This window comes from Glaciibacter sp. 2TAF33 (assembly GCF_052114945.1).
GTDB lineage: Bacteria > Actinomycetota > Actinomycetes > Actinomycetales > Microbacteriaceae > Cryobacterium.
Genome location: NZ_JBFRFS010000002.1, coordinates 165458 through 176973 on the forward strand (window position 1 = coordinate 165458; position 11516 = coordinate 176973).

The window sequence follows — 11516 nt, forward strand, 5'->3', positions numbered from 1 at the left end:
TGCAGTGCTGACCCAGCAACTGCTCAGATGGACTGCCGGTAACCGAAGAATTCATGGTCGTTGTTGTAGCCGCCGAGGCCGCCACCCACTTCGGAGAAGTGCTCGACGAACTCGATGCCCTTGATCCACTTCACCAGCTTGAACCCCAGTTGCACCTCGTTACGGAGGCGAAGCGGGGCACCGTGGCCGAACGACAGCGTGTCACCGTTCATGTCGTAGGCGAGCATGGTCAAGGTGTAACTCATCTGCTCGATCGGCTGGGCGTCATAGTAGATGCCGCCATCGGGGCCGACTGCGAAAGAGTAGAAGATCACCCATTTCGCCTCGGGCCTGGGCTTCACCACGTGGAGGATCGACTGCATGGAGACGCCGCCCCACTTCGCCACCCCCGACCAGCCCTGGATGCAGAAGTGCTGGGTGATCTGCTCGTGGTACGGCAGTGCCCGAAGGTCGTCGAGGCTGAGTTCAACCGGGTTCTCGACCAGTCCGTTGACCCGCAGCCTGTAGTCGGCGAAGGTGCCGGCTTCGAGCCGTTTGTACTCCTCGGTTTCCGGGTACTTGCCGTTATGCCAGAAGTACGGGGAGATGTCCTTCTCGGTGTATTGGCCGGGCTTCGAGTCGATGTGCTCGAACCATCGCTGCGCCGGACCGATCAGGGCGTAGCCGACCTTCTGCACCACCCGCGGGTGCCGGTAGGTGAACGGGGTTGCGGCCACCCAGCCGACGATGACGACCGCCATGGATGCGGCGAAAATCCAGAATCCGGCCCAGGACTCATCGTCCCGCGACGCGTACATGTGATTGAGGTTGCGAAGGGCGCCCGTGGTGAGCACCAGCGTGACATGCACGACGATGAACATGACGAACCAGCAGAGCACGAGGAAGTGAAACGACCGGGCCACCTGGATGCTGAACACCGAACTGATGAAACGGAACCGCGTGGAGAGCGCCGGTGACATTCCGAGCCCGGTGATCAGTGCTGCCGGTGCGGCGAGGAAAACGGTGACGAAATAGGCGATCAGTTGCAGGCTGTTGTAGTTGACCCAGCCCGATTCGACCGGCCAGTCGAGTGAGAGGTACTGGATGGCGACCGAGATCGCGTTCGGGATGACGTCCCAGTTCAACGGCACCAGTCGCATCCACTGCCCCGTGGAGAAGATGAGGATGTAGAAAACGATGCCGTTCAGCAACCACAGCGTGTCGACACCCAGGTGCCACCAGCGCGCCAGGCCGATCGAGTGCCGGCGGCCGGGCAGTCCGACACCGTCGGGGAGGGTGATCGAGTCCTGCTTCGCGGTGTACAGGGGGTCGGGCGGAACCGGCTTCTGAACGCGGAACCAGTCCTTGCCCGGTGTGGAGTGCCGGGTCCAGTAGAACCGGGGGTGGTCGGCGATGATCGTGACGCCCGAGCGGATGATGAAGGTCATCAGGAACAGGTTGAGGAAGTGCTGCCAGCCGAGCCACGCCGGGAAGCCCACCGGTGCGTCATCCGGCAACTCGGAGGCGCCCGGGTACTGCCGCATGAAGTCCTGGACGGCCGGAATGTCGCGAATTCCCTTGGCGATGGCGATGCCGACGATCAGGAGGAGCAGGCCGATCGGGATCAGCCACAGCAGGTTGAACCACTTGCCCTGGCCGATCCGCACCCGCGGAGCGACCCCGTACTGCGCGGGCAGATGCCCCGCCCAGTCCTCGTCGACGGCACGGTAGTGGGTGCTGTCCAACTCGGATCGGAAGCTCGCGGTCACCCCCGGTCCGACGTCGGCGGCGGGGGTGACGGGAACCTGCTGGTCGTCCGGAGGAGTCTCCATGCTGCGGAGCCTAGCGGCGCGGGTGGGTCGTGACCAGCATTGGCCGATTCCAGCGCGGACCGCGTTCCCCACCACGACGCCCAATGGCCCTCCGGGATGGCAGAATGCCACCGATCCTTCAGGGGCGGCGGCCGCGGATGCGCCGGGACAGCTCGGCGGCGGTGCCCTCGATCCGCTTGGCCAGGGCCGGCCACTCCGGCTCCGGGATGTTCTCCGCCGGGAACGTGACGGCGATGCCGGCGGCCGGCCAGCCGGCGTGGTCGTACACCGCGACGGCGACGGACGCCAGGCCCTCGGTTATCTCGCCGTTCTCGACCGCGTACCCGTCGGTCCGCACCCGGTCCAGGATGCGGCGCAGCTCGGTGGACGTCGTCGGGCCGAACCCCACCCGTGTGCTGAACGCTGCCGCGTTCGGGTAGAGCGCCCGCAACTGGGCGGGCGGCAGCGCCGCGAGCAGCGCCCGCCCGCTCGCGGTGAGGTGGCTCGGAAGCCGCACGCCGACATCCGTCACCAGGGACGGGCGACGCGGCGCTCGCTCCTCGACCAGGTAGAGCACGTCACGCCCGTGCAGGACGGCCAGGTGCCCGCTTTCACCCAGGCGGTCGACGAGCGCCGCGATGAGCGGGCGGCCGAGGTGGGAGAGCGGCTCCTGCCGGGAGAAGCCGGAGCTCAATTCGAAGGCGCTCACCCCGAGGCCGTACCGGCGCTCCTCGGGCAGGTGCACCACGAAGCCCCGATCGATGAGCACTCCGAGCAACTGGTAGACGCTCGAGCGCGGCAGGCCGAGGGCAGCACCGATCGACGATGCCGCCACCGGTCCACGCTGGGTCGCCAAGTGGGAGAGGATGCGGAGGGTACTGTCGGCAGCGGGAACCTTGGACTGGGACATGGGCCTCGATTCCGGAGCGACGGTGCAGGTCGATTGTCCGGCATCCCGGACGGTACCGAGTGTATGCGCGTAGCCGGGTGGTGTGGGGTGGTGTCGAATCGGAGCATGAGTGTTTCTTCTGCCACGGCGTCCGCCGACACCGCGCCCGCTATTGTCACGCCCACCCGCCGGGCCCGGTCGGGGGCTGTCGTCGTGGGGGCGGGGCCGCTCAGTTTCGCGGATGTCGTCGCCGTTGCCCGGCACGACGCGCGGATCGAGCTCGACCCCACCGCGCTCAAGGGCGTCGCCGCGACCCGCGGCATCATCGAGGGGCTGGCCGGCGATGCGGACCCGCACTACGGCATCTCCACCGGCTTCGGCGCACTCGCCACCACGTTCATCACCGCCGATCGCCGCGCCCAGCTGCAGGCGAGCCTGGTGCGATCGCATGCCGCCGGGAGCGGGCCAGAAGTGGAGCGCGAGGTGGTGCGGGCGCTGATGCTGCTGCGCCTGTCCACCCTGATGACCGGTCGCACCGGCGTGCGCCCGGTCACCGCGGAAACCTATGCGGCGGTGCTCAACGCGGGCATCACCCCGGTGGTGCGCGAGTACGGCTCACTGGGGTGCTCGGGTGATCTGGCTCCGCTCGCGCACTGCGCGCTCGCGGTCATGGGCGAGGGTGAGGTGCGCGACGCCGACGGCACCCTGATGGGTGGCGGTGAGGCGCTGGCCGCCGCCGGCATCGGTCCCGTCGTGCTCGCCGAGAAGGAGGGCCTGGCACTCATCAACGGCACCGACGGCATGCTCGGGATGCTGATTCTCGCCCTCGACGACCTGGCGCGCCTGCTCACCACCGCCGACATCGCCGCCGCGATGAGCGTCGAGGCGCTGCTCGGAACGGATGCCGTCTTCGCCGCCGACCTGCAGGCCCTCCGCCCGCAAATCGGCCAGGCGGCGAGCGCCGCCAACCTTCGCGCCCTCCTGGCGGGATCCCCCGTGGTGGCAAGCCACGCCGGGCCGGAAGACACCACGGTGCAGGACGCCTACTCCCTCCGCTGCTCGCCGCAGGTGCACGGCGCCGCCCGCGACACCGCGACGCACGCCGCCGCGATCGCCGGGCGCGAACTCGACAGCGCCGTCGACAACCCCGTGGTCACGCTGGACGGCCGGGTGGAGTCCAACGGCAACTTCCACGGCGCACCGGTCGCCTACGTGCTCGACTTCCTCGCCATCGCGGCGGCGGATGTCGCCAGCATGAGCGAGCGTCGCACCGACCGCCACTTGGATGTGGCGCGGAACAAGGGGCTGCCGCCGTTCCTGGCCCACGAGGTGGGTGTGGACTCCGGGCTGATGATCGCGCAGTACACCGCAGCCGGGATCGTCTCCGAACTGAAGCGGCTGGCGGTGCCGGCATCCGTCGACTCGATCCCGTCGTCGGCGATGCAGGAGGACCACGTGTCGATGGGCTGGGCGGCCGCCCGCAAGCTGCGGCGGAGCCTCGACGGCCTGGGCCGGGTGCTGGCGATCGAGATCATGACGGCGGCCCGCTCGCTCGACCTGCGGGCGCCGCTGCAGCCGGGGCCTGCGACCGGCGTCGTGCGCGACCTGGTGCGCACGGTGGCGGACGGCCCGGGGCACGACCGCTTCCTCTCTCCCGAGATCGAATCGGTGGTGCAGCTGGTCGCGACCGGCGCCGTGACGGAGGCGTGCGCATCCGTCTGCCGGGGACTCATTTAGCCGCATCCACCCCACACCCGGTCGAGCGTCATCTGTGTCGGCCGAGTTGGCTCAGGGGGGCGCTCCGCGAACACGACCTCTTCGCCGTCGAAGGAGGTCGAAGGAGTAGGACGCGTGTCTAGCCCCGTTGGGAGTGCTTGTGCCCCGGCAGAGGCCGTGAAAGACTGACGCCACGCCGGTGCGCGCAGCCGGTCATCCATCACCCGAATATGGATTGCAGCTCGCTTTATGACACCGAAAATGAGCATCCGTCGTACCCGACGCCCACCGGGCGTCGGTGTGTGTCGGCGCCTTGCGCTGCTGCTCTCCCTGGTCCTCGCGCCGGTGCTCGTGGTCGGGATCGCCGTCGGTGGTGCGCCCGCATATGCCGCGGCCTCGACCGCGGAAAGCGGTACCGCCACCGCTGGCACAACGGATGCGACGCCGGCCGATTCTGGCGGGTCGCCGGCCGGGTCCGACGCGACCCCCTCCGACCCGGCGCCGTCGACTGCGGAACCCGAACCGACGGATCCCGGCACGGGCCAATCGACTGCTGGGCCGTCGACCCCTCCCACCGTCGCACCGGGCGGTGTGAGCACCGGTGAACCGCATGGCTACCCGCCGACCGATCCCCCCGTCGACCCGGTCGACCCGGCCACGCCGCCGACAGAGACTCCCACCGACCCGACGGACCCTCCGGTCGACCCGACCACCGACCCGACCGACCCGACTACCGAACCCACCGACCCCGCTACCGACCCCACCGACCCGCCCGCCGACCCCACTACGGACCCCACCGACCCGATTACCGATCCCACCGACCCGCCCGTCGATCCGCAACCCCCGGTCGTGACACCCGAACCGAACAACCCGATCCCCCTGCAGGCGGTGGCCAACAACCGTGCCGCTGCCGCGGCAGCGGCAGCCGCAGCGGCGGCCCGGGCTGTTGCGGCTCGGGCTGCTGCCGCCGAGGCCGCCGCAGCCCGGCTGGCGGCGTTCACCGCGGCGCAGGCCAGGCTGAACTCTGCGTCACGTGCATACGACGCCGCAAAGCTGGCGTACGCATCGGTCAAGGCAGAGCGCGACGCCGCCCTCGACCGTGTCACACTGCTGCACGACCTTGCCACCCAGGCGTCGCTGACCGCCGACCGGTCGGAGCGGGTGGTCGCGGCCCTGATCCGGGCGCTGGCGCAGCAGCGCGGTGGAGACGCGACGATGGACGTGCTGCTGGACGGGGCATCCGCTGACAGCCTGCTCTACCAGCTGGGCACCCTGGACAAGCTTTCCCAGCTGACCGGGAGCCTCACCGCGGTGCGGGAGCGAGCGCGAGTCGACCAGGCGCGCGCCGACCGGCTCGCTGCACAGGACACCGCCGCCCAGGAGCTGGCCGACAGCATCCCGGTCGACGATTCGATGGCCGCGATGCAAGACGCGAAGGCTCAATTCGAGGAGGCCACCGCCGACCTCGACGCGCTGCGCACAACGGCGACGGCGGGCGTCGTCGGCATGACCCCGCTGCCCCCCATCAGCGACGGCGGACAGTTGAGCGCCCAGGGCTGGGCCAATCCGGCAGTCGGTTCCATCACCGACCACTTCGGCCCGAGGCCCGACCTGCCGCTGCCCGGGGTCAACCCGTTCCACTACGCGACGGACATCGGCGCCGCCTGCGGGGCCGGCATCTACGCCGCCACCGACGGCGTCGTCGAAGCGGTCGGCCCGCTCGGGACCTACGGCAACTGGATCCTGATCAACCACGGCGACGGGGTCGAAACCGGCTACGCCCACATCGCCACCGGCTCCACCCTGGTTACTGTCGGTGAGTCGGTGATCGCCGGGCAGGTGATCGCCGGCGTCGGCAGCACCGGGGCCTCGACCGGCTGCCACCTCCACTTCGAGGTGCGCATCAACGGCACACGCGTCGACCCGCAGCCGTTCATGCTCGACCGCGGCGTGGTCCTCGGCGAGAACGAGAAGTAACCCCGCTCAGTTCCACGCGCCGTTCCGTGCGCCGCCGACACGTCCGCCATCACCCTTGTTTGGTAGCCATCCGCGCGGCGACGGCTCCGAGTTGCCCACATCCGCTGTCCACCCCGGAAGCACAGCAGAACTGGGCGAATCGGTGCCCACAACGCCCGCCGGCCGACCTCCCCGCCTCCCCGCCCGCGATCTCCCCCTGCCGGGCCGGCTTCCCGCACACAGCGCGCCCGTTTTCGCCGTCCGGTTGGCCTCGCGTGCATAACTCCGGCAAAATGCCCGGACGGCGTGAGGAGTTCCGCGTGATTCCGGGAAGTTTGAATCGGGGTGCGGCAGATAGCAGGAGTTACGCACCGGGGAGACCCGCGACGGCGAGGTGGGCGACCGGAATCGACCGCTTCGCTCGCGTTGTCTGGCATGCCGGACACGGCGCGCTGATGCGCCGTTGTTCCGGGCCGCCGGGTGGTGTGGGATCGCTGTATGACCATTTCTGACGACAGCGTGGCCGTCACGGGCTCCACCATCACCGGCCAGACCCGTACCGCTCTGGCCAGCGCCGCTCCTGCCAGCGCCACGGCCAGCGCCGCGCGGGCCAGCGGCACAGCAAGCGCCCCAGCAAGCGGCACAGCAAGCGCCCCAGCAAGCGGCACAGCCGAACCGAGCCCGGCCGCCGCCACCCGGCAGGCCGCGTCCTCGTCACGAGCCCGCACCGTCCGAGCCGCCCGCGGGTCGACTCTGACCGCGAAGAGCTGGCAGACAGAGGGCCCGCTACGGATGCTGATGAACAACCTCGACCCGGAAGTCGCCGAGCATCCGGACGAGCTGGTCGTCTATGGCGGCACCGGCAAGGCCGCTCGCAACTGGGAGGCCTACGACGCGATCGTGCGCACCCTCACCACTCTCGAGAAGGATGAAACCCTCCTGGTGCAGTCCGGCAAACCGGTCGGCGTATTCCGCACCCACGAGTGGGCGCCGCGCGTGCTGATCGCCAACTCGAACCTGGTCGGCGACTGGGCGACCTGGCCCGAGTTCCGCCGCCTCGAGGCCCTCGGCCTCACCATGTACGGCCAGATGACCGCCGGATCCTGGATCTACATCGGCACCCAGGGCATCCTTCAGGGCACCTATGAGACCTTCGCTGCCGTCGCGGAGAAGCGGTTCGGCGGCACCCTCGCCGGCACGCTGACCCTCACCGGCGGCTGCGGCGGCATGGGCGGCGCCCAGCCGCTGGCCGTCACCCTCAACGAGGGCGTGGTCCTCATCGTCGACGTCGACCGGACCCGCCTGCAGCGCCGGGTCGACAAGGGCTACCTCGACGAGCTGGCGACGGATGTCGACGACGCGGTCGAGCGCGTCACCGCGGCCCGCGAGGCCCGCGTTCCACTGTCAGTTGGCCTGGTCGGCAACGCCGCGACCGTCTTCGCCGACCTCCTGCAACGGAAGATTCCGATCGACATCGTCACCGACCAGACCTCCGCGCACGACCCGCTGGCCTACCTCCCAGAGGGTCTCACGGTCGACGCATGGCATGCCTTGGCCGAGTCCGACCCGGTGGCGTTCACCGATCGCGCCCGGGCCTCGATGGCCAAGCAGGTGGAGGCCATGGTCGGCTTCCAGGACGCCGGGGCCGAGGTCTTCGATTACGGCAACTCGATCCGCGCCGAAGCAGAGCTCGGCGGATACGAGCGGGCGTTCGAGTTCCCCGGCTTCGTGCCGGCATTCATCCGCCCGCTGTTCGCCGAAGGCAAGGGGCCGTTCCGCTGGGCTGCTCTTTCGGGCGACCCGGCCGACATCATTGCCACCGACAAGGCCATCGTCGAGCTGTTCCCCGACGACGCGAAGCTGCGCCGCTGGATCACCGCCGCCGGCGAGAAGGTCCACTTCGAGGGGCTGCCCGCCCGCATCTGTTGGCTGGGCTATAAGGAACGGCACCTCGCCGGGCTGAAATTCAACGAGATGGTGGCCTCCGGCGAGCTGAGCGCGCCGATCGTGATCGGTCGCGACCACCTCGACTCCGGCTCCGTCGCCTCCCCCTACCGGGAGACCGAGGCGATGAAAGACGGTTCGGACGCCATCGCCGACTGGCCGCTCCTGAACGCCCTGCTCAACACCGCATCCGGCGCGACGTGGGTGTCGATCCACCACGGCGGCGGTGTCGGTATCGGCCGGTCCATCCACGCCGGGCAGGTCATCGTGGCCGACGGCACCCCGCTGGCCGCCCAGAAGATCGAACGGGTGCTCACCAACGACCCCGGCACCGGAGTGATGCGCCACGTCGACGCCGGCTACGAACGCGCCGCCGAGGTGGCCCGCGAGCGCGGACTGCGGGTGCCGATGTGGGAGGGCGAGACCCCGGAATGACACGGGAGCTGATCACCAACATCGGACAGCTCGTCACCAACGCCGCGCCTCCCCCCGCAACGTGCGCCGAACGCCTCGGCCTCCTCACCGGTGCCGCAGTGCTGATCGAGGACGGTCGCATCACCTGGGCGGGCCGGGCAGCGGATGCCCCCGCCCCCGACCCGGCGGACACCGTCACCGACGTCGGCGGCGCGTGCGTCCTGCCCGGTTTCGTGGACAGCCACAGCCACATCGTCTTCGGCGGCGACCGGGCCCCCGAGTTCGAAGCCCGCATGAGCGGCCAGGCATATTCCGCCGGCGGCATCCGCTCGACCGTTGCTGCGACGCGCGCCACGACGGATGCCGAACTCCGGCACCGCCTGCGCGGATTCGTCTCCGAGATGGCCGCGCAAGGCACCACAACGGTGGAGGTCAAGAGCGGCTACGGGCTCTCGGTCGCGGACGAGGAGCGGCTGGTGCGGCTCGCCGCCGAGGTCACCCCCGAGGTCACATTCCTCGGGGCGCATGTAGTGCCGGCTGAGTTCGCGGGCCGCGCCGACGAGTATGTCGACCTCGTCAGCGGCGACATGCTCGACGCGTGCGCCCCGTACGCGAAGTGGATCGACGTGTTCTGCGAAACAGGGGCGTTCACCGTGGAACAGGGCCGGCGCGTCCTCGAGGCCGGCGCGTCACGCGGGCTGGGAGCGCGGGTGCACGCGAGCCAGCTCGCGCCCGGGGACGGGGTGCGGCTCGCGGTCGACCTGGACGCGGCATCCGTGGACCACTGCACCTTTTTGACCGACGCGGACATCGCGGCGCTGGCCGGGTCGCGCACGGTCGCCACGCTCCTGCCCGGAGTGGAGTTCTCGACCCGGCAGCCGTACCCCGACGCGCGGCGGATGATCGACGCCGGCGTGACCGTGGCGCTTGCCAGCGACTGCAATCCCGGTTCGTCGTTCACATCGTCGCTGCCCTTCTGCATCGCGGTGGCCGTACGCGACATGGGGATGACCCCGGCGGAGGCGGTCTGGTCGGCGACCGCCGGCGGAGCGGCCGCACTCCGGCGCAGTGACGTCGGGCGGATTGTGCCGGGTGCCCGAGCGGACCTGGTGGAGTTGCGCGCTGATTCGTACGTGCACCTGGCCTACCGCCCGGGAGTGCCGCTCGTTCACCGGGTCTGGAAGGACGGCGTCGTGGTGGCGAATACCCCGTGAGGGGTCGCGAATCGACGTTCCCGGGTCACCGGAAGGTCGATTTGTGACCCCTCACGATGTGTGGGCACTCACGCGACGGGGCCCGGTCACGCCGAGTACGCATCCGGGACCAGCGTGTACTTCGCCTCGAGATACTCGTGGATTCCCTCGAGACCGCCCTCTCGTCCGACACCAGACTGCTTGACTCCCCCGAACGGTGCGGCGGCGTTGGAGACCACGCCGACGTTCAAGCCCATCATTCCGGTGTCGACCTGGTCGATCATCCGCTGTCCACGCTTGAAGTCCTGCGTGAACACGTAGCCCACGAGTCCGTACTCTGAGTCGTTCGCGATGCGCACCGCATCGGCCTCGTCGGTGAAGCGGATGATCGCCACCACCGGCGCGAAGATCTCCTCGACCTTGATGGACATCCCATCCGCCACCCGGTCGAGCACTGTGGGCTCGAAGAAGCTCCCGGGGCCGTCGATCGCGGAACCCCCGGCCAGCAGGACGGCCCCCTTGCCCACCGCGTCGTCGACCAGCCGCTGCGTGTTGCCGACGGCCTTGTGATCGATCAGCGGACCGACGGTGACACCCTCGTCGGTCCCGCGGCCCACCCGCATCGCACGAACCCGCTCCGCGAGCCTCGCCGCGAACTCGTCGGCAATGCCCTCCTGCACGATGAACCGGTTCGCCGCCGTGCAGGCCTGCCCCATGTTGCGGAACTTCGCGGCCAACGCTCCCTCAACCGCCGCGTCGAGGTCGGCGTCGTCGAAGACGATGAAGGGCGCATTCCCGCCGAGTTCCATCGAGGTGCGCAGCACGTTTGGTGCCGCAAGCTTCAGCAGCCCAACTCCTACTGGCGTGGATCCAGTGAAGCTGACCTTCCGCAGCCTGTGGTCGCCAAGCACGGCCTCGGACAGTCGTGCCGTGGACGTCGTGGTGATCACGTTCACAACCCCCTTCGGCAGGCCCGCCTCCTCCAGCAACGCCACGAGGGCGAGCGTCGTCAAGGGCGTGAGGCTCGCCGGTTTGATCACCACCGTGCAGCCAGCAGCGAGCGCCGGGCCGAGCTTGCGGGTCGCCATGGCGAGCGGGAAATTCCACGGCGTGATCAGGTAGCACGGCCCGACCGGACGCTGGGTGACGATCATCGTCCCTGTGCCTTCCGGGTTCGCCCCGTATCGGCCGTGGATTCTGACCGCCTCCTCGGCGAACCAGCGCAGGAACTCACCGCCATAGGCAACCTCCCCCCGCGCTTCTGCCAGCGGCTTGCCCATCTCGAGGGTCATCAGCAACGCAAACTGTTCCGTGCGCTGCTGCAGCAGATCGAATGCGCGGCGCAGTATCTCTCCCCGCACCCGAGCGGGCGTCCGTGACCAGTCGGCCTGGGCCGCCGCCGCCGCATCCAGCGCGCGGATGCCGTCGGCGACCGAAGCGTCCGCCACGCTCGCAATCCTGCGTCCGGTCGACGGATCGATGACCTCGATCACCCGGTGGTGTTCGGCCTCGACCCATTCCCCACCGATGAACAGGCGGTCCGGAATGCCGGCGAGCAGGTCGGCCTCCTTGGCCTCGTCGAGCGCAGAATTCATCACTATGGTCATTGCAGGT

At 69.5% G+C, this 11516-nt stretch carries 7 protein-coding genes; 4 read left to right on the top strand and 3 right to left on the bottom strand.

Annotated elements, in window-relative coordinates; translation table 11 throughout:
* Nucleotides 1-23: 23 nt before the first annotated feature.
* Together AB4Y94_RS02365 and AB4Y94_RS02370 are read right to left on the bottom strand one after the other, a co-directional pair.
* Nucleotides 24-1811, bottom strand: coding sequence for a molybdopterin-dependent oxidoreductase (locus AB4Y94_RS02365; RefSeq protein WP_441724348.1), 1788 nt, complete (start codon nt 1809-1811; stop codon nt 24-26).
* A 118-nt stretch (nt 1812-1929) separates the two neighbouring features.
* Nucleotides 1930-2700, bottom strand: coding sequence for an IclR family transcriptional regulator (locus tag AB4Y94_RS02370; RefSeq protein ID WP_441724349.1), 771 nt, complete (start codon nt 2698-2700; stop codon nt 1930-1932).
* Nucleotides 2701-2805: 105 nt separating this feature from the next.
* On the opposite strand from AB4Y94_RS02370, the gene hutH reads away from it, so the two are divergent.
* The 4 genes from hutH to hutI all read left to right on the top strand — a co-directional run bounded on the left by hutH (nt 2806) and on the right by hutI (nt 9923).
* Nucleotides 2806-4416: a histidine ammonia-lyase gene (hutH, locus tag AB4Y94_RS02375; protein WP_441724351.1), complete on the top strand. Its 1611-nt coding sequence runs from the start codon at nt 2806-2808 to the stop codon at nt 4414-4416.
* A gap of 240 nt (nt 4417-4656) precedes the next feature.
* Complete coding sequence (locus AB4Y94_RS02380; protein ID WP_441724352.1) at nt 4657-6372, top strand: M23 family metallopeptidase; 1716 nt, start codon at nt 4657-4659, stop codon at nt 6370-6372.
* A 477-nt stretch (nt 6373-6849) separates the two neighbouring features.
* The gene (hutU, locus tag AB4Y94_RS02385) at nt 6850-8730 is read left to right on the top strand and encodes a urocanate hydratase (protein ID WP_441724354.1); all 1881 of its coding nucleotides are present in this window, start codon (nt 6850-6852) and stop codon (nt 8728-8730) included.
* A complete protein-coding gene (gene hutI, locus AB4Y94_RS02390) occupies nt 8727-9923 on the top strand; it encodes an imidazolonepropionase (protein ID WP_441724356.1) in 1197 nt (398 codons plus the stop codon). The genes hutU and hutI overlap by 4 nt, the downstream gene beginning before the upstream one ends.
* Before the next feature lie 86 nt (nt 9924-10009).
* Here hutI and AB4Y94_RS02395 read toward each other — a convergent pair whose 3' ends face one another.
* The gene (locus tag AB4Y94_RS02395) at nt 10010-11509 is read right to left on the bottom strand and encodes an NAD-dependent succinate-semialdehyde dehydrogenase (protein WP_441724357.1); all 1500 of its coding nucleotides are present in this window, start codon (nt 11507-11509) and stop codon (nt 10010-10012) included.
* Between the last annotated feature and the right edge of the window lie 7 nt (nt 11510-11516).

Coding starts and splice junctions, on each gene's coding strand:
- hutH (WP_441724351.1), top strand. CDS start 2,806: ATGAGTGTTTCTTCTGCCACGGCGTCCGCCGACACCGCGCCCGCTATT.
- AB4Y94_RS02395 (WP_441724357.1), bottom strand. CDS start 11,509: ATGACCATAGTGATGAATTCTGCGCTCGACGAGGCCAAGGAGGCCGAC.
- hutU (WP_441724354.1), top strand. CDS start 6,850: ATGACCATTTCTGACGACAGCGTGGCCGTCACGGGCTCCACCATCACC.
- AB4Y94_RS02365 (WP_441724348.1), bottom strand. CDS start 1,811: ATGGAGACTCCTCCGGACGACCAGCAGGTTCCCGTCACCCCCGCCGCC.
- AB4Y94_RS02370 (WP_441724349.1), bottom strand. CDS start 2,700: ATGTCCCAGTCCAAGGTTCCCGCTGCCGACAGTACCCTCCGCATCCTC.
- AB4Y94_RS02380 (WP_441724352.1), top strand. CDS start 4,657: ATGAGCATCCGTCGTACCCGACGCCCACCGGGCGTCGGTGTGTGTCGG.
- hutI (WP_441724356.1), top strand. CDS start 8,727: ATGACACGGGAGCTGATCACCAACATCGGACAGCTCGTCACCAACGCC.